This is a genomic window from Nocardioides sp. B-3 (genome assembly GCF_024703895.1).
Classification (GTDB): Bacteria; Actinomycetota; Actinomycetes; order Propionibacteriales; family Nocardioidaceae; genus Nocardioides.
On sequence record NZ_CP087968.1, the window covers coordinates 4,005,075 to 4,021,756 of the forward strand.

The 16,682-nt window shown below is 70.6% G+C and carries 18 protein-coding genes and 5 pseudogenes; 11 read left to right on the top strand and 12 right to left on the bottom strand.

All coding sequences use genetic code 11. The features are described 5' to 3' along the window. Nucleotides 1-21: 21 nt before the first annotated feature. Together LP418_RS26470 and LP418_RS26475 are read left to right on the top strand one after the other, a co-directional pair. Nucleotides 22-363: pseudogene (locus tag LP418_RS26470) on the top strand (BCCT family transporter); the annotation flags it as partial. Nucleotides 364-469: 106 nt separating this feature from the next. Then, nucleotides 470-1,219: a BCCT family transporter gene (locus tag LP418_RS26475; RefSeq protein WP_257954300.1), complete on the top strand. Its 750-nt coding sequence runs from the start codon at nt 470-472 to the stop codon at nt 1,217-1,219. Nucleotides 1,220-1,237: 18 nt separating this feature from the next. On the opposite strand, the pseudogene LP418_RS26480 reads toward LP418_RS26475, so the two are convergent. From LP418_RS26480 to LP418_RS34780, 4 genes and pseudogenes are all read right to left on the bottom strand, one after another. Then, nucleotides 1,238-2,675: pseudogene (locus tag LP418_RS26480) on the bottom strand (GuaB1 family IMP dehydrogenase-related protein). A 9-nt stretch (nt 2,676-2,684) separates the two neighbouring features. Continuing rightward, nucleotides 2,685-3,302, bottom strand: coding sequence for a hypothetical protein (locus tag LP418_RS26485; RefSeq protein WP_257954301.1), 618 nt, complete (start codon nt 3,300-3,302; stop codon nt 2,685-2,687). Between the two features lie 23 nt (nt 3,303-3,325). Further along, nucleotides 3,326-4,075, bottom strand: a complete 750-nt coding sequence (locus LP418_RS26490) for a pyridoxal phosphate-dependent decarboxylase family protein (RefSeq protein ID WP_257954302.1) — start codon at nt 4,073-4,075, stop codon at nt 3,326-3,328. 221 nt (nt 4,076-4,296) lie between these two features. Further along, nucleotides 4,297-4,626: pseudogene (locus LP418_RS34780) on the bottom strand (pyridoxal-dependent decarboxylase); the annotation flags it as partial. 213 nt (nt 4,627-4,839) lie between these two features. Here LP418_RS34780 and LP418_RS26500 point away from each other — a divergent pair. Continuing rightward, entirely contained in the window at nt 4,840-5,130 is a 291-nt protein-coding gene (locus tag LP418_RS26500) for a YiaA/YiaB family inner membrane protein (RefSeq protein WP_257954304.1), read from the top strand. A 75-nt stretch (nt 5,131-5,205) separates the two neighbouring features. Here the strand turns inward: LP418_RS26500 and LP418_RS26505 are convergent, their stop codons facing one another. From LP418_RS26505 to LP418_RS26515, 3 genes are all read right to left on the bottom strand, one after another. Next, nucleotides 5,206-6,285, bottom strand: coding sequence for an acyl-CoA dehydrogenase family protein (locus LP418_RS26505; protein WP_257954305.1), 1,080 nt, complete (start codon nt 6,283-6,285; stop codon nt 5,206-5,208). 132 nt (nt 6,286-6,417) lie between these two features. Then, entirely contained in the window at nt 6,418-6,711 is a 294-nt protein-coding gene (locus LP418_RS26510; protein WP_257954306.1) for an acyl-CoA dehydrogenase family protein, read from the bottom strand. A gap of 171 nt (nt 6,712-6,882) precedes the next feature. Then, a complete protein-coding gene (locus LP418_RS26515) occupies nt 6,883-7,806 on the bottom strand; it encodes an acyl-CoA dehydrogenase family protein (RefSeq protein WP_257954307.1) in 924 nt (307 codons plus the stop codon). A 73-nt stretch (nt 7,807-7,879) separates the two neighbouring features. Between LP418_RS26515 and def the strand changes: the two genes are divergently transcribed. Both def and LP418_RS26525 read left to right on the top strand, forming a co-directional pair. After that, a complete protein-coding gene (gene def / locus LP418_RS26520; RefSeq protein ID WP_257954308.1) occupies nt 7,880-8,488 on the top strand; it encodes a peptide deformylase in 609 nt (202 codons plus the stop codon). Nucleotides 8,489-8,581: 93 nt separating this feature from the next. Next, complete coding sequence (locus LP418_RS26525) at nt 8,582-9,274, top strand: TrmH family RNA methyltransferase (protein WP_257954309.1); 693 nt, start codon at nt 8,582-8,584, stop codon at nt 9,272-9,274. A 137-nt stretch (nt 9,275-9,411) separates the two neighbouring features. Here the strand turns inward: LP418_RS26525 and LP418_RS26530 are convergent, their stop codons facing one another. The 3 genes from LP418_RS26530 to LP418_RS34785 all read right to left on the bottom strand — a co-directional run bounded on the left by LP418_RS26530 (nt 9,412) and on the right by LP418_RS34785 (nt 11,724). After that, on the bottom strand, nt 9,412-10,215 hold the full coding sequence (locus tag LP418_RS26530; protein WP_257954310.1) for a TrmH family RNA methyltransferase: 804 nt from the start codon (nt 10,213-10,215) through the stop codon (nt 9,412-9,414). Continuing rightward, nucleotides 10,208-11,446 (bottom strand): uroporphyrinogen-III C-methyltransferase, encoded by a 1,239-nt coding sequence (cobA, locus tag LP418_RS26535; protein WP_257954311.1) that lies wholly within the window; start codon nt 11,444-11,446, stop codon nt 10,208-10,210. Before cobA ends, LP418_RS26530 begins: the two co-directional genes overlap by 8 nt. Nucleotides 11,447-11,571: 125 nt before the next feature. Beyond that, nucleotides 11,572-11,724: a hypothetical protein gene (locus LP418_RS34785; protein ID WP_442940358.1), complete on the bottom strand. Its 153-nt coding sequence runs from the start codon at nt 11,722-11,724 to the stop codon at nt 11,572-11,574. On the opposite strand from LP418_RS34785, the pseudogene LP418_RS34790 reads away from it, so the two are divergent. Continuing rightward, nucleotides 11,678-11,938, top strand: a pseudogene (locus LP418_RS34790) (YbhB/YbcL family Raf kinase inhibitor-like protein); the annotation flags it as partial. The gene LP418_RS34785 and the pseudogene LP418_RS34790 overlap by 47 nt on opposite strands. Before the next feature lie 503 nt (nt 11,939-12,441). After that, entirely contained in the window at nt 12,442-12,723 is a 282-nt protein-coding gene (locus LP418_RS34795; RefSeq protein WP_442940329.1) for a CAP domain-containing protein, read from the top strand. 7 nt (nt 12,724-12,730) lie between these two features. On the opposite strand, the gene LP418_RS26550 is transcribed toward LP418_RS34795, so the two are convergent. After that, a complete protein-coding gene (locus LP418_RS26550) occupies nt 12,731-13,024 on the bottom strand; it encodes a sortase domain-containing protein (RefSeq protein WP_257954313.1) in 294 nt (97 codons plus the stop codon). Between LP418_RS26550 and LP418_RS26555 the strand changes: the two genes are divergently transcribed. Continuing rightward, nucleotides 12,996-13,418: a hypothetical protein gene (locus LP418_RS26555; protein WP_257954314.1), complete on the top strand. Its 423-nt coding sequence runs from the start codon at nt 12,996-12,998 to the stop codon at nt 13,416-13,418. The two genes, LP418_RS26550 and LP418_RS26555, sit on opposite strands and share 29 nt — an antisense overlap. On the opposite strand, the gene LP418_RS26560 is transcribed toward LP418_RS26555, so the two are convergent. Continuing rightward, on the bottom strand, nt 13,379-13,849 hold the full coding sequence (locus LP418_RS26560) for a hypothetical protein (RefSeq protein WP_257954315.1): 471 nt from the start codon (nt 13,847-13,849) through the stop codon (nt 13,379-13,381). The two genes, LP418_RS26555 and LP418_RS26560, sit on opposite strands and share 40 nt — an antisense overlap. Before the next feature lie 663 nt (nt 13,850-14,512). Between LP418_RS26560 and LP418_RS26565 the strand changes: the two genes are divergently transcribed. The 3 genes and pseudogenes from LP418_RS26565 to LP418_RS26575 all read left to right on the top strand — a co-directional run bounded on the left by LP418_RS26565 (nt 14,513) and on the right by LP418_RS26575 (nt 16,680). Further along, nucleotides 14,513-15,031, top strand: a complete 519-nt coding sequence (locus LP418_RS26565) for a hypothetical protein (protein WP_257954316.1) — start codon at nt 14,513-14,515, stop codon at nt 15,029-15,031. A 56-nt stretch (nt 15,032-15,087) separates the two neighbouring features. Further along, complete coding sequence (locus tag LP418_RS26570; RefSeq protein WP_257954317.1) at nt 15,088-15,882, top strand: ABC transporter permease; 795 nt, start codon at nt 15,088-15,090, stop codon at nt 15,880-15,882. A 139-nt stretch (nt 15,883-16,021) separates the two neighbouring features. Next, nucleotides 16,022-16,680: pseudogene (locus LP418_RS26575) on the top strand (ABC transporter permease). The last annotated feature ends 2 nt before the right edge of the window (nt 16,681-16,682 follow it).

Consider the following 16,682-nt stretch of genomic DNA (forward strand, 5'->3'; position numbering starts at 1 on the left):
CCCTGCACCCGTGGGCGATCTATGCCGTCGTCGGTCTCAGCGATCGCGTACGGCGTCTACCGCAAGGGTCGCCTGCAGCTGATCAGCGCCGCGTTCGAGCCCCTGCTGGGCCGGCACGCCCACGGGCCCGCGGGCAAGGTGATCGACATCCCGGCGATCTTCGCGACCCTCTTCGGGTCCGCTGCCTCGCTCGGTCTCGGCGCGATCCAGATCGCGTCCGGCCTCGAGATCGTCGGCGGCATCGGCACTGTCGGCAACGGCGTCCTCGTCGGGATCATCGCGGTCCTGACAGTGTGCTTCGTGCTGTCCGCCGTGTCCGGGGTGGCCAAGGGCATCCAGTGGCTCTCCAACATCAACATGGTGCTGGCGCTCTCGCTGGCGGCCTTCGTGTTCGTCGTGGGTCCGACGATGTTCATCCTCAACCTCGGTGCCGAGCTCGATCGCGTCGTACGCACGAGAGCTCCCCACGATGGCGGGACGCACCAACGCCGAGGGCGAGGAGGCGGCCGCGTGGCTGAGCAGCTACACGGTCTTCTACTGGGCCCGGTGGATCAGCTGGACCCCGTTCGTCGGCATGTTCATCGCGCGCATCTCGCGCGGTCGCACGATCCGTCAGTTCGTCACTGGCGTGCTGCTGGTGCCCTCGCTGGTCAGCCTGATGTGGTTCGCCATCTTCGGTGGCTCCACGATCAAGCTGCAGATGGACGGCACCGACATCTACGGCGCCGGCGGCGTCGAGGGTCAGCTCTTCACGATGCTCGACCAGTTCCCGCTGGCGACCGTCGCGAGCGTCGTGGTGATGGTGCTGGTCGCGATCTTCTTCGTGTCCGGGGCCGACGCCGCATCCATCGTGATGGGGTCGCTGTCGTCCAACGGCGCGATCGAGCCGAAGAAGTTCCCGGTGATCTTCTGGGGCTGCGCCACCGGCGGCGTGGCCGCGGTGATGCTGCTCGTCGGTGGTGACACCGCGCTCGACGGGCTCAAGACGATCACCATCGTGGCGGCGGTGCCGTTCGTGCTGGTGATGATCGGGCTGTGCGTCGCGCTGGTGCGCGATCTCAGCACCGACTCGATGATCGTGCGTACGCGTTATGCCCGCGAGGCAGTGCACGACGCCGTGATCGCCGGGGTCACCGAGCACGGTGACGACTTCCGGCTCACGGTCGAGGAGGAGCCGGCCTCGGAGCCGGCCTCGGAGCCGTACGACTCGAAGGATTGACCGACGCTGGGCACGTCCTCACCGGGACGTGCTCAGCGGCCGTCCCTCGTGGAAACCGGCCGCTGACTGGAGCCCGATGACCGCGCTTCGTGGAACTCGGCCAGCGACGAGGCACCGGCATAGGTGCACGACGACCGCAGCCCGGAGCAGATCTGGTCGATCAGGTCCTCGACGCCCGGGCGGGCCGGGTCGAGGTACATCCGCGAGGACGAGATGCCCTCCTCGTAGAGCCCCTTGCGCGCCCGGTCGAAGGCCGACTCGCTCGACGTACGGTTGGCGACCGCCCGCGCAGACGCCATCCCGAAGCTGACCTTGAAGGCTCGCCCGTCGGCGTCGTGCATCAGGTCGCCCGGCGACTCGTGCGTGCCGGCGAACCACGAGCCGATCATCACCGAGCTCGCGCCCGCCGCCGGGGCGAGCGCGACGTCGCGCGGGTGCCGCACTCCCCCGTCGGCCCAGACGTGCTTGCCCCGCGCCCGTGCGGCGGTCGCGCACTCGAGCACCGCGGAGAACTGCGGCCGTCCGACGCCGGTCATCATCCGCGTCGTGCACATCGCGCCCGGCCCGACGCCGACCTTGACGATGTCCGCACCCGCGTCGATCAGCGCATCGGTCCCGGCCGCGTCCACGACGTTGCCGGCCGCGATCGGCACGCTCGGGTCGAGGGCACGGATCGCCTTGAGGGCCTCGATCATCCGCTCCCCGGTGCCCGTGCGCCGTGTCGACCACGAGGGTGTCGACCCCGGCCTCGAGCAGGCTCGCCGCCTTGGCCGCAACGTCACCGTTCACCCCGACCGCGGCCGCGATCCGCAGGCCACCGTTCGCGTCGACCGCAGGCGTGTAGAGCGTCGCCCGGAGCGCGCCGAGACGAGTGAGTACGCCGACGAGCTCTCCCGCAGGGGACACGGCCACCGCCAGCGTGGCCTTGGCATCGTCCAGCGACTCGAAGACCGCCCGCGGGTCGGCGTCGTGCGCAACCCGGACGAACTCGCGCTTCATCACCCGGCCGACCTGCGCGAACCGGTCGACCTCGGCGCAGTCGTCCTCGGTCACGACGCCGACGGGCCGACCTTGATCAACGACCACCGCGGCCCGGTGGGCGCGCTTCGGGCATCAGCGCCAAGGCCTCGGCCACTGTCTGGGTGGGGTGCAGCTCGATCGCGGTGTCGAAGACGTGGTGCCGCTTCTTGACCCAGCTCACGACGTCTGCGACGACCGGGATCGGGATGTCCTGCGGGATCACGGTCAGGCCGCCGCGACGCGCCGTCGTCTCGGCCATCCGCTTGCCGGCGATGGCGGTCATGTTGGCGACGACGAGCGGCAGTGTCGCGCCGGTCCCGTCGTCGGTCGAGAGATCGACGTCGTAGCGGCTGGCGATCGCGGAGCTCCGCGGCACCATGAAGACGTCGTCGTAGGTCAGGTCGTGCGGCGGAGCCGCGTCGTGGAGGAAGCGCACCCGGCGAATCTACGCCGCAGGCAAGCGGCGCGGGCGCAGGCCGACGTCGCGCAGCTCGAGCTCGGCCAGCCGCGTCACCACGACCGGGTCCCGTCGTCGCCAGTCCCCCGCCGGGTCGTCGCTGACCTTCGCCAGCACTCGCATCGGCTGGTTCGTCAGCGCCCGCAGCGCGAAGAGGTCGAGGTCGTGCCCGGAGTCGATGAACTTCACGCCCGCAGTCGCCTCCCGGATGAATCTCAGCCGGCCGGGCACGTAGAACGCCATCACGACCGGGATCGGGATCAGGGCGATCGACAGCCCCAGCACGAACGCCAGCTTCTCCACCGCCGCCACCGACGACCGGCCGGCCGCGGCGAGCCCGTCGGAGGCATCCGCTGCCTTGTCGAAGGGCGTCGCGACGTCGTCGCCGATGAGGGGTACGTCGTCGAGCCGGCCACCGGCGTCACGCAGCTGTCCCGCCATGGCGGACGCCGACTCGTCGGTCTGCCGACCGGGCGCGGCCAGCGCCATCGTGCCGTCGTGGACGACCAGCCCGATCCACACCCACATCACGAGCCGGGCGACGAAGGTCAGGTCCGCCACGATCTGGAAGGTGCGACGACGAGCCGTATCGGCGTAGAGCTTCATGCGTTCATAGTGCCCGCTGGAGCTCAGCCCGGGTCGTGTCGATGTCCGCGCGTCGTGCGCCAGCTGCCCACGGCCGGGCGCATCGCGGCCCGCCCCTCGACCACGGTGTGGCTCAGGTAGGCGACCCCACTGGCGTTCAGGGCATGCATCGCCGACAGGGTCTGCTCGTCTCCCCCGACGTGCCGGAAGACGACCGGGCTCAGCGATCTCGCCGTCACGAGCTCGAGCCGCTCGTCGTCGGCGACCAGCTCTTCGACGTACGCCGCGAGGTCGACGCCGTCACGGATGTGGGCGCGGAGTCCCTCGAGCCCGTAGGTGCGCAGCACCGCCCAGAGCTTCATCGCCCGGAAGCGGCGGCCGAGCTGCGGGTGCCAGTCGCGGTAGTCGACGACCTCGCCCGACTCGGAGGCGGGGTTGCGGAGGTACTCGGGGGTGATCGACAAGGCATCCGTCAGCGTCGAGCGGTCCCGCACCCACAGCACGCTGCAGTCGAACGTGGTCAGCAGCCACTTGTGCGGGTTCGTCACGATCGAGTCGGCGAGGTGCACGCCGCTCAGCAGGCGGTCGCGCAGCTCCGGGCAGACGGCGGCCACGCCCGCCCGGGCGGCGTCGACGTGCAACCACGCCCCGACACCGTCGATCGCCTCGGCGATCGCCTGCACGTCGTCGATCGCCCCGGTCGAGGTGGTGCCGACGGCTGCCTGCACGAAGAGCGGCGTCCAGCCGTCGTCGATGTCGTCGGCGAGCACCAGTTCGAGCTCCCGGACATCCATGGCCCGGGGTGGCGGGATCGACCGCGATCGAGCGCACGCACTCGGCGCCCGGGCCGGCCATCATCACAGCCTTCATCAGTGACGAGTGCGCCTGCGACGAGGCCGTAGACGGCCCACTTGCGCGACCCGACGCCGGCCTCGCGGGCAGTTCCGTGGCTGGCGGCGTGGAGGGCCGCGAGCAAGGCCGTGAACGTCGCGGTGGACGCGGTGTCCCGGATGACTCCCCCGCCGCGGCCGTGCTCGAGGAGCCGGAACTGCTCGGGCAGACCGAGCGCCTGTGCCAGCCAGTCGACGACGACCTGCTCGACCTCGGTGACCGAAGGGCTGGTGGCCCAGATCATCCCTTGTGCGCCGATGCCGCTCGAGATGAGGTCGCCGAGGATCGCCGCGGGCGACGAGTTGGCCGGAAAGTAGGCGAAGAATCGTGGGTGCTGCCAGTGCGTCAGGCCGGGCACGACGAGCTCGTCGAGGTCGGCCAACAGTGCGTCGAACGGCTCCCCGACCTCCGGGGGCGACGCCGGCAGCGTGCGGCGTACGGCGCCGGGAGACACCGGGACAGCACCGGCAGGTCGTCCGGGCCGGCCCAGTAGTCCGCGATCCAGTCGATCGCCGCGTGACCCTGCCTGCGGAACTCCTCGGGACTCATGTGCGCCCTGTCATCTGGCATGGCCCGAACGTACTGGTCACGGTTGAGCCGGTGTACTCAGGGACGGTCGGGTAGCGCGACAGGTCCGGCGGCACGCGGATCGGGCGAGGCTTCTGCCATGCCCACCTCACCGAGCACCACCGCCAAGAACACCACCGCCTTTGCCGCCCGGGCCGCGATCTCCTTCGGCGCCGCGTTGTTCGCGATGCTGGTCGGCATCTACTTCATGGATGCCGATCCCCGGATCAAGGGCTTCATGGCCCTCGGCACCCTCTACCTCACGACGTCGAGCTTCACGCTCGCCAAGGTCGTTCGTGACATGCAGGAGGACAGCATGGTCGTCCACCGCCTCGACGCCGCCCGTCTCGACAAGGCCCTCGCGCAGCACGACCCCTTCAAGTCCGCCTGACGCCGTACAGAAAGCACCGAAGCCCCTCCCGGATGGTCCGGGAGGGGCTTCAGGTGCGTGTACGGCGAACGGCGATCAGCGCAGCTCGGCGCTGGTCAGGCCCGGGATTCGGCGGGCGATGATCAGCAGCTGGATCTGCTGGGTGCCCTCGAAGATGTCGAGGATCTTGGAGTCGCGCGACCACTTCTCGAGCAGCTCGGCCTCGCTGTAGCCGACCGAGCCGGCCAGCTCGACGCAGCTGAGCGTGATGTCGGAACCGACGCGGCCGGCCTTCGCCTTGGCCATCGAGGCCTCGAGCGAGTTGGGCTTGCGGTTGTCGGCCATCCACGCCGCCTGCATGGTCAGCAGGTGCGCGGCCTCCCAGTCGGCCTCCATCTGGAGGAACTTGGCGGCGGCGGCCGACTGGACCTGCGCGGGACGGTCGTAGTCGATGACGATCCCGGCCTGTGCGAGCAGGTCGCGGGTCAGGTCGAGCGAGGCGCGCGCACAGCCCACGGCCATCGCGGCGACCAGCGGCCGGGTGTTGTCGAAGGTCGCCATGGCGCCGGCGAAGCCCTGCTTGACGTCGATCTCCGGCGATCCGAGCAGGTCGGAGGCGGGGACGCGGCAGTCGGTGAAGGTGATGACCGCGGTGTCGGAGGCGCGGATGCCGAGCTTGTGCTCGAGCCGCTCCACCTTCATGCCGGGGTTGCCCTTCTTGACCACGAACGACTTGATCGCGGTCCGGCCGAGTGCCTTGTCGAGGGTGGCCCACACGACGACGGAGTCGGCCCGGTCACCGGAGGTGACGAAGATCTTCTCGCCGTTGAGGACGTACTCGTCGCCGTCGAGGCGCGCCGTGGTGGTGATCGAGGCGGAGTCGGAGCCCGTGCTCGGCTCGGTGATCGCCATCGCTGCCCACGTGCCGGCGAAGCGCTTGCTCTGCTCGTCGTTGGCGACCGAGGCGATGGCCGAGTTGCCCGGGCCCTGTCGCGGCATCGAGAGCAGCAGGCCGGTGTCACCCCAGCACATCTCGGCGACCGAGAGGACGGAGGCGAGGTTGGCACCGTTCTTCACGGAACCGTCATCGGCACTCTCGTCGCGGCGGACACCGGTCGCGCCGGCGCCCTCGCCGGCGCCCGAGTCGGACAGCCCGTCGATCATGGCCGCGAGCATGTCGAGTTCCTTGGGGTACTCGTGCTCGGCCCTGGTCGTACTTGCGCGAGATCGGACGGAGCATGTTCATCGCGACCCGGTGGGCCCGGTCGACGAGCACGCGGTGCTTCTTGGGGGTCTCGAGATTGATCATCAGACGAGCACCGAACCTTCCATGATTCCGACGGCACGCAGATCGTGGTACCACCGCTCGACGGGGTGTTCCTTGACGAAGCCGTGGCCGCCGAGGAGCTGGACGCCGTCCAGCCCGATCTGCATGCCCTTGCTGGCGCACAGGTTGCGGGCCGGGGCGATGTCGCGGGAGAAGTCCTTGCCGGCGGCGGCCCGGGAGGCCGCCTTGTAGGTCAGGAGCCGCATCGACTGCAGCTCGATCGCGATGTTGGAGACCATGAACGCCACGGCCCGGGCGGTGGCTGATCGGCTCACCGAAGGCCTCGCGCTCGTTGACGTACTTCGTGACGTAGTCGAGGACGGCCCGGCCGGTCCCGACCGCGAGGGCACACCGGGCGAGGCGCGAGAGGCGCACGCACTCGGTGTACGTCGAACCGTCGGTCTCGCCCAGCACGGCCTCGGCCGGCACCCGGACGTTCGCGAGGGTCAGCTTGGCGAGGGACGCGGCCCGGACACCCATCGACGGGTCGGCCTCGACGGTGAGCCCCTCAGCTGCCGACTCGACCAGGGAACAGCGTCGGCGAGCCGTCGAGCAGGGCGCCGACGATGAAGAGCTCGGAGTCGGCACCACGCACGACGCTGGACTTCACGCCGTCCAGGACGTAGCCGTCGCCGGAGCGGGGTGGCGGTCGTCGTCGGGTTGAGCACGTCGAACAGGACCGTCGGCTCGGTCAGCGCGAGCGAGGCGACCGGGACGTCGTCGCCGGTGAAGGCGGGCAGGTAGGCCTCCTGCTGCGAGGCGGTGCCCCACAGGCCGAGCGCCGTGGCGACGGTGCCGGGGCTGAGGGCTGCTAGGGCAAGGCCCATGTCACCCTTGCCGAGCGCCTCGGCAACGAGGGTGCCGGCCATGGCCGAACGCTCCTCGGAGATGCCGCCGAGCGCCTCCGGCACGCCGAGGATCGGCAGCCCGATCTCCGGGCTCGCGGCCAGCACCTCGGCCGGCGCGACGCAGGTCTCGTTGGCGTCGGAGGCCGCGGGGCGCAGCACCTCGGTGGCGTAGTCGGTGACGACGTCGACGAGCATCTGCTCGTCCTCGGTCGGGGTCAGGTCGAAGAGACCGCTCCGGCCGGCGGCGGCGGGACGCGTGCCGGGGCCGGACTTTCGCGAGACCTTGCCGAACTGGCGGCTCGCGGCGGTCGCGGTCTTGAACCCGTTGCGGGTCGCGGTGAAGACCAGCTGCTCGGTCTGCTTGCGCAGCCCGAGCCGGTCGATGATGTCGTTCTGGGCCAGCTTGTGGAGCCCGGCGATGGCATAGCCGATCGCGTCACGGCTCTCACCGGAGGCAAGACCGTGCCGGTTGCCGGACGCACCCATGCTGCCTCGCTTGAAGGTGTCAGTGATGAGGGACATGCGATTACTGTAACTCCGAGTTACACACTGCGCCACAACTTCCGTCGTGTCGCCTGTCACTAGTATCCGCGCCATGTCCGCAAGCAGCCCAGAAGACGCACCACTCGCGCCCCATGGCCCCCTCCCCGACGGCGGCACGGCCCGACCGATGACCCGCTGGGGCACCGAGGTCATGCATCGTCCGCAGCAGCTCGTCACGGCGTACGGCGACGAGCTGGCCGCCCTCGCGGCCGACATGGTCGCCACCATGCGCGCGGCCGAGGGTGTCGGCCTCGCCGCGTGCCAGATCGGCGAGGACGTGGCGATGTTCGTCTTCGACTGCCCCGACGAGTCCGGTCGGCACACGGTCGGGATCGTCTGCAACCCGACCCTGACCCTGCCCGAGGGACGTGATCGCCGCCTCGACGCCGACGACGAGGGCTGCCTGTCCTTCCCCGGCGCCTTCGTCGAGTGCGCCCGCCCTGACTGGGCCGCGGTGGACGGCTTCGGCCTCGACGGCGAGCCGGTGCACTTCGAGGGCGACGGGCTGCTGGCCCGCTGCCTGCAGCACGAGACCGACCACACGTTCGGCACCGTGTTCGGCGACCGGCTCGCGACCAAGGCGCTGAAGAAGCTGCAGAAGCAGCACGACAAGGTCGCCGCTGACTATCCGCCGCAGTGGCCCGTCGGAGCCGGCGAATGACGATCCGGGTCACCACCCGCAACGCGAAGTTCCAGCTGTGGGAGGCGCTGCTCCACAACCGCACCAAGCGACACCGCCGGGGGCGAGTTCCCGGTGCAGGGCGTGCGGCCGATCACGCTGGCGATCGAGCACGGCTGGACCATCCGCAGCCTGATCACCGATGGTCGGCCGCGACTCTCGGCCCGGGCCGGCGACGTCTGGGAGAGCACCACGGCCGAGCAGGTCGTGATGGCACCCGAGCTGGTGGCCGAGCTCGCCGAGAAGGACGAGCCCAGCGAGCTCCTCGCCGTCGTCGAGATGCCGTCCGACGACCTCGCACGTCTCGACCCGACCGGGCTCACGGTGGTCTTCGACCGTCCCAGCCAGCCGGGCAACCCGGGCACGCTGGCCCGCTCGGCCGACGCCTTCGGCGCATCCGCCCCGGTCGTGACCGGCCACGCGGCCGATCCCTACGACCCGCGGGCGGTGCGCTCGAGCACCGGATCCCTCTTCGCTCTCACCGTCGTGCGCCAACCCGGCCACGCTCCCCCGGTCGAGTGGGCCCGGCAGCACGGTTGCCGCGTCGTCGGCACGGACGAGACCGGCACCGTCGACGTACGCGAGGCAGACCTGACGGGACCGGTGATCGTCGTCGTCGGCAACGAGACCAACGGCATGACCGCAGCCCGGCGGGAGGCCTGCGACCCACTGGTGTCGATCCCGATGGCCGGGTCGGCCAGCTCGCTGAACGCGGCGACCGCCGGGTCGATCGTGCTGGAGGAGGCCTTCCGTCAGCGCCGGGCGTGAGCGGATGGTCGAAACCCGGCGCTGCACCCCCACCCCTCGGTAGTTCAGTGGCAGATGGCTGTCCAGAGGCCGATCGACAGCCGTCTGCCACTGAACTATCCACCTGCCTGCCGTGGCTGGCCCGCGCCGGCCTTCCGTCAGCGCCGGGCGGCGATGTAGCAGGCGACCGCGCTGGCGGCGGCGACGTTGAGGGAGTCGATGCCCGCGCGCATCGGGATGTTCGCGCGGCGGTCGGCCGACTGCTCCCAGCGTGGCGAGAGCCCGTGCCCCTCGGACCCGAGGACCGGGGCGAGGCGTTCGACGCCGGCCACGGCGTCCTCGATCGGGGTCGAGTCGTCGGCCGTGGTCAGCGCGACGGTGGTGAAGCCTGCGGCCGAGAGCGCCGGCAGTGCGGCGTACCAATCGGGAAGGCGCGTCCGGGGCATCGTGAAGACCGCGCCCATGCCGACCTTGATCGAGCGGCGGTAGAGCGGGTCGCCGCACCGCGGCGCCAGCAGGACGGCGTCGAAGCCCGGGGCTGCGCCCGAGCGGAAGATCGCGCCGACGTTGGTGTGGTCGACGATGTCCTCGAGGACGAGGACCGAGCGGGCGGTGGCGAGGACCTCCTCCACGCTCGGCAGGGGCTTGCGTTCGAAGGACGCCAGCGCACCCCGGTGCACGTGGAAGCCGGTGACCTCCTCGGCCCGCGACTCGGGCAGGACGTAGCAGGGGGCGTCGGCGCCCTCGAGCACGTCGGCGAGCCCGTCGACCCACCGCGGCGCCATCAGGAACGAGCGCGGGGTGAAGCCGGCCTCGACCGCTCGGCGTACGACCTTCTCCCCCTCCGCGAGGAAGAGCCCGTGCTCGGCCTCGAGGTGCTTGCGCAGCTCGACGTCGCGCAGGTCGCGGTAGTCCGCCAACCGCGGATCCGCTGGGTCGTCGACCCGGTGGAGATCAGCCACGCGCCGGTGCTTGATCTTTGAAGTGCTCCGGGTGGGCCACCGCGACCACCGCGCCGACCACGATGATCGCGGGCGGGCGGACCTGCTGGGCCGCGATCTCCTCGGCCGGGGTGCCGAGAGTGGCGAGCACGGTGCGCTCCTCCGGCATCGTGCCCTCGACGATCACGGCGACCGGGGTCTCGGCGCCGCGGCCCTCGGCCACCAGCGTCTCCGCGATGGCCGCTGCGTTCTCGACGGCCATCAGCATCACCAGCGTGCCGCGGAGCTTCGCCAGCGCGGCCCACTCGACGAGCGAGTCGGGATGGCCGGGCGGCAGGTGCCCGGAGATGACGGTGAACTCGTGCGCCACGCCGCGGTGAGTGACCGGGATCCCGGCCCGGGCAGGTACGGCGATGGCGGACGACAGTCCCGGCACGACGGTCACCGGGACGCCCGCCGCGGCGCACGCAATGACCTCCTCGTAGCCACGCCCGAAGACGAAGTTGTCACCGCCCTTGAAGCGCACGACCCGCTTGCCCTCGAGGGCACGCGCGACGATCACCTCGTTGATGAAGTCCCGGGAGGCGTAGCGGCCGCGGGGGAGCTTGGCGACGTCGATCAGCTCGACCCCCGGCGGCAGCACGTCGAGGAGCTCGCGGGGCGCGAGCCGGTCGGCCACGACGACGTCGGCCGAGGCGAGGGCGTGGCGGGCGGCGATCGTGACCAGCTCGGGATCGCCCGGGCCGCCACCGACCAGCACCACGCCGGGGGTGCGGTCGTGCGCGTCGACGGCGGTGAGGTCGCCCTCGCGCAGCGCGGTGAGGATCTCGTCGCGCAGGGCGGCCGACTTCTTCGGCTCGCGGTTGCCGACTACGCCGACGGTGACCGTGCCGTGCTTGCCCGTGGCGGGCGTCCGGGCCGACCCGCGTGTCGCGTCATCACTGCGGACGCAGAAGATGCGGCGCTCCTCCGCGGCCGAGCTGATGCGCTCGTTGGCCTCCGGGTCGTCGGTCGCCGCCACGACGTACCACGCACCATCGAGGTCGGACTCGGTGAACTCGCGCAGGACCGGGGTCACCTCGGCCGCCATGCCCTCCGGGGCCGGCGTGACCTCGGGGCTGACGACGTGGACGCGTGCCCCGGCAGCGATCAGCGTGGGCACGCGACGCTGCGCGACGTGTCCGCCGCCCACGACGACGACGAGGCGGTCAGTGAGGATGAGGCCCGAGAGATAGGGGCTGGACTGGTCCATGTCGCCCATTCTCCCGTCACGCCCTGTTCACGCGACACCAGCGTCCACTGCTTGCCCGAGGCCGGGCGGCCTCCTAGGTTCGCTGCTATGAGCATCGAGCGCCCGATCGCACCCAATCCCTACGACTACCTCCCGCCGGTCCCGTCGTTCACGGTGAGCAGCGCCGACGTGTCCGACGGCCAGCCGTTGAAGGACGACCGGGTGGCGGACCTCGGCAACACCTCACCGGAGCTGACTCGGTCGGGTGCGCCGGAGGGCACCCGGTCGTTCGTGGTCACGTGCTTCGACCCCGACGCTCCGACGCCGTCAGGCTTCTGGCACTGGAGCCCGGTCGACCTCCCGGCCGACGTCACGTCGCTGGCGACCGGGGCCGCCGGCGGCGAGCTCCCGGCGGGCGCTTTCCACGTCCGCAACGACGGTGGCGAGGCCGGGTTCATGGGCGCCGCTCCCCCGCAGGGCGACCACCCGCACCGTTACTTCTTCGTGGTGCACGCCGTGAAGGAGCCCACCCCGGGCGTCGACGCCGACGCGTCCAACGCCGTCGTGTCGTTCAACCTTGGCCTTCAAGACGCTGGGCCGCGCGATCATCCACGGGACCTACCAGCACTAGTCACAGCCACTCCGTGCGACCACCCGAACGGACTAGAGCACAACGTCCGTTCTCCGGATGGTCGCACGCCTCCGCATCCCCAATTATGGGGACGTTCGAACGGGCACTGGGTCTCGTTCTCGGCAGGCTCCGGAGGCCCCCATGAAGCTGGCGCACGGGCGACTCGCAGCCGCGCTGCTCGCGGGCCTCATCAGTGTCGCCGTCGCCCCGGTGATCGCAGCTCCGGCCAACGCGGAGGTCTGGGCCGTGCCGCGCACCAGCTCGACGGCCATCACCACTACGCAGTCCGACTTCGCCTCGTTCGAGGACGAGGTCATGATCGGGATCAACCGGGCCCGCAGGTCTGCGGGGCTGCGAGAGATCAAGTACTACGACTCGTGCGTCGATCGGCTCGCCGAGGAGTGGGGCACCCGCATCGCCGCGACGGGCAGGTTCGCCCACCGCGACCAGCGCCACGTGCTCAAGAGGTGTCGTCAGAACTGGGTCGGCGAGTGCCCGGTCCAGGGGCACGTCCCTCACCCCGGCAACCATCGTGCAGGCATGGCTGGACTCCCCGGCACACCGGCAGATCCTGCTGAAGCGCCGCGCCACGCGGACGGGGATCTCCATCACGACTGACGCCCGCGGCAACTACGTCGGCGTGCTCAACTTCAGCGACCCGACCTGAGTCATCGTCAGGCCGGTACGGCGATCACGACGACGTTGCTGCGATAGCCCTCGCCGTCCCAGTCCTCGCAGGTGACAAGGATCAACCGACCCCGGACGCCTTGGCTGAACAGCGATCCCGCCCGCTGGGCGATCACGTCCTTGTCCGGGACCCGGACCGAGCGGACGACGTAGTCGATGACACCGCGGTCGGTGTGGACGATGACGTCTCGGCCGGCCCGGACACGCTCGAGGTCGTCGAGGGCGCCGCCACCACCGTGCACGGTGTGACCGGTGAACAGGGCGCTGCCCCCGAGCAGCACCGGGCCGAGCACCGTCGCGCCACCACCCGAGCGACCGCGGGTCGTCCGGGGGCACGAGCCCGGACCCGTCGGTGGAGATCGGGACGACGGGTGCACTGATCCCCGGGGCCGGCACGACGACGCGGCGAGGCTGCCAGCCGAGCCGCGGCACCGCGCTGACGGGCCGGGGCTCGACACTGAGGCGAGCCCGGTCGCGCCGGATGCCGGCATCGGTCATGACGGCCTCGGCGCTGCTGGCGGACCCCGCACGGTCGGCCGTGATCCAGCCGAGACCGGCGAGTGCCAGCAGGACCCCGACCGCCGCCGCCAAGCGGCGGCGGTCGGGACGTGCAGGCGGCGTCAGGGCCTGCTGGATCAACGCCCCGCGTCGATCATGGTCGGCACCTTGACGTGACCGGCCGTGGCCCGGACGCCCTTGACCTCCACCTCGGGGGACTCCTCCCCGTCGGCGTTGTCGTCGTCCGACGCGGTGCTGGTGTCGAGCTCGGGACCGTCGTCCTCCGCCCGGACGCCGAGGACCGTCGGCGTGGCCGTGGGCGTCCGCGTGGCCGTGGGCGACTGCGACGAAGCCGCGGTCGCGGTCGTCGTGGGTGACGGCGTCTGGGTGCTGCTCGGCGTGGCCGAGGCGACCTTGGTGGGCGCCACCGTCGGCGTCGGCGTCGCCGAGAGCGACGGCGTCGGCGTCGGCGTCGGCGTCGGGACCAGCGTCACGGTGTAGTGGCTGATGTCCTTGCCCGACGGGTGCGTGATCGTCACGGACGCGGCGGGCGGATCGACCACCACGTTGACGGGACCGTTCCCCTGCTGTGCCGAGCCGGCCTTCACGCAGTAGCCGCTGATGAGGAAGCCCTCCGGTGCCGTGTAGGTCAGGGTCCCGGTCCGAACCGTTCGACGGGAACAGGTGGCCGCTCTGCGGCTGGCAGACGGCCGCGGCCGCCATACCGGTGTTGCCGGGCGAATCCGCCTCGGGCCGCGGTGGACGTTGCCACCCAGCCCCCCAGGACGATGACGGCCGAGGCCGCGATGGGACCTCCCATAGGCATGCGCGCGCATATGTTGTTCCTCTCCCCGATGGCAAGCCGTCCCGATACGGCTCGTGTACTTGCCAGTAGCGGCCGCCGGGACAGCGGCCAAGCGCGGGAGACTAGCCCCTCCTGACCATGGGCCATGACCCGGATGGTCACATCGCGGAAAGTGCGCCTGACCCGATCGGGCCACGCCGTTGCACGAGCATGTGCGGGACCCACGCGTCGCGCGTGACGCTCGTCACTGAAGCAGCACCCTTCAGGGGGCCGGGGGGTAGTCATGCCGGACCGGGAATTAGGCTCTCCTCTTTTTTAGTGACTACCGTGCAGTAGTTCGTTGAAAACTTTCTGGTCAAACTGCGTCATGCTCCAAGGACCAGAGCGTCTCAACGGAGACCTCAGCTCGAGGACCCCCGCCTCGAGGCCCCCCACTGAGGTGACCCCGAACCCCCACGGAGACCCCGTGAAGCTCTTCCGCGCCCTGATCCTGCCTGCCCCGGGAACGATCGTCTTCCTGTCCAGCCTCGTCGGTGCCCCGGCCCACGCCAGCCTCTCCCGCGTGCCAACCAAGGCCCCGGTCTCTGCCGCCGACAGCGGCGCTGCGTTCGAGTCCAAGGTCATGGTCGAGATCAACGATGCACGAGCACGCTTCGGCCTGAAGCCCGTCCGCTTCTTCGACTCCTGCGTCGAGCGGATGGCCACCTCCCCGGGGCAACCACATCGCGACGACCGGCATCTTCGCCCACCGCGACCAGCACGAGGTCCTGCGCAAGTGCAACCAGTCCCGGGCCGGCGAGAACCTCATCCGCGGCACCGGGCTCACGGCCCGCGCCATCGTCGACGCCCGGCTCAACTCCCCCTCGCACCGCGCCGTGCTCCTCAAGGGCCGCGCGACCCTCGCCGGCATGGCGGTCGTGATCGACGGCCGGGGCCGTCAGGTCGGCGTCCTCAACGTCGCCGACGCACACTGATCCACGCCTGACCCGGCCACGACCTGTGGCACGATCGGTCGCTCACGCGCACGGGGGCTGGATCTTGGTGTACGTCGCCATCGCGACGCGGGCTTTTCGCCGCTACTCGACCTACCGTGCCGCCACCCTGTCCGGCATCTTCACCAACTCGGTGTTCGGCATCATCTACTCCTTCGCCTACCTCGCACTGTGGGAGGCGAACCCCACTGCCGGTGGCTACGACAAGGTCGACGCGGTCACCTACGTCTGGCTCGGCCGAGCCCTGCTGATGACGGTCGCGCTCTGGGGCGGCGGCACCACCGACGACCTGGCCGAGCGCATCCGCACCGGTGACATCGCCATCGACCTCTACCGCCCGATCGGCCTCGTGTCCCGGTACCTCGCCGCCGATCTCGGCCGGGCGCTCTTCCACCTGCTCACGCGCGGCCCGGCACCCACGATCGTCGGTGTGATCCTCTTCGACATCTCCCTGCCCGCCTCCCCCGCCGCGGCGCTGGGTTTCGCGTTCGCCGTACCCCTCGCGGTGGTCGTCAGCTTCGGCATCCGGTTCCTTGTGGCCAGCTCGGCCTTCTGGCTGCTCGACCAGTCGGGCGTGAAGGTGATGAGCGGTGCCTTCGCGATCTTCTTCAGCGGGATGATGCTGCCGCTCGTGCTGTTCCCCGGCTGGCTGGGCACGCTCGCGCGGGCACTGCCATGGGCGGCCTACGTGCAGGTCCCGGCCGACATCTGGCTCGGCAAGCGTCCCGGCGCGGACCCGGTCGTCGCGCTCGGCTTCCGGGTGATGTGGGCGGTGATCCTGCTGTCGGCCTGCCTGCTCGTGGTGCGAGCCGCGACTCGCAAGGTGGTGGTGCAAGGTGGTTGAGGCCCTGCACCACTCTCGCCGCTACCTCGACATCGCCCGGCTCTGGGTCCGGGCCGCGTGGGCCTATCCGGCGTCCTTCATCATGTTGGCCGTCGGCAACGGACTGATCACCGGCCTCGACTTCATCGGGCTCTGGATCATGTTCAGCCACCTCGACGACCTCGCCGGCTTCTCCCCGGCCGAGGTCGCCTTCCTGTACGGCGCCGGCTCGGTCGGCCTCGGGATCGTGGACACCCTGATCGGCAGCGTTGAACGGATCGGCACCTACGTGCGCACCGGTCGCCTCGACCAGATGCTGACCAAACCGGTGCCGCTGCTGGTGCAGGTCTGCGCCGACCAGTTCACGCTGCGTCGGCTCGGCCGGATCACGCAGGCCGTCGTCGTCTTCGGGTGGGCCTCGACGTACGTCGACTGGACGCCCGCGCGGTCCTCGTCGCCGTCTCCATGATCGTGAGCGGTGCGGCGGTCTTCTTCGGGCTGTTCGTCGGCTTCTCGTGCATCCAGTTCTGGACCACCGACGCGACGGAGTTCGCCAACGCATTCACGTACGGCGGAGCCACGGTCACGCAGTACCCGCTCTCGATCTTCCCGCGCGAGGTGATGGTGGCGCTCACCTTCGTGATCCCGGTGGCGTTCGTGAACTGGTATCCGGCGCTGTTCGTGCTCGGCCGCGACGACCCGTTCGGGATGCCGCAGTGGCTGCAGCTCGCCTCACCCCCGGCCGCGGTGGTCACCGTGGCGTTGAGCCTGCTGGTGTGGCGCACCGGGGTGCGGCACTACACGTCGACCGGGAGCTGAGG

Coding starts and splice junctions, on each gene's coding strand:
- LP418_RS26475 (WP_257954300.1), top strand. CDS start 470: ATGGCGGGACGCACCAACGCCGAGGGCGAGGAGGCGGCCGCGTGGCTG.
- LP418_RS26485 (WP_257954301.1), bottom strand. CDS start 3,302: ATGAAGCTCTACGCCGATACGGCTCGTCGTCGCACCTTCCAGATCGTG.
- LP418_RS26490 (WP_257954302.1), bottom strand. CDS start 4,075: ATGGATGTCCGGGAGCTCGAACTGGTGCTCGCCGACGACATCGACGAC.
- LP418_RS26500 (WP_257954304.1), top strand. CDS start 4,840: ATGCCCACCTCACCGAGCACCACCGCCAAGAACACCACCGCCTTTGCC.
- LP418_RS26505 (WP_257954305.1), bottom strand. CDS start 6,285: ATGCTCGCGGCCATGATCGACGGGCTGTCCGACTCGGGCGCCGGCGAG.
- LP418_RS26515 (WP_257954307.1), bottom strand. CDS start 7,806: ATGTCCCTCATCACTGACACCTTCAAGCGAGGCAGCATGGGTGCGTCC.
- def (WP_257954308.1), top strand. CDS start 7,880: ATGTCCGCAAGCAGCCCAGAAGACGCACCACTCGCGCCCCATGGCCCC.
- cobA (WP_257954311.1), bottom strand. CDS start 11,446: ATGGACCAGTCCAGCCCCTATCTCTCGGGCCTCATCCTCACTGACCGC.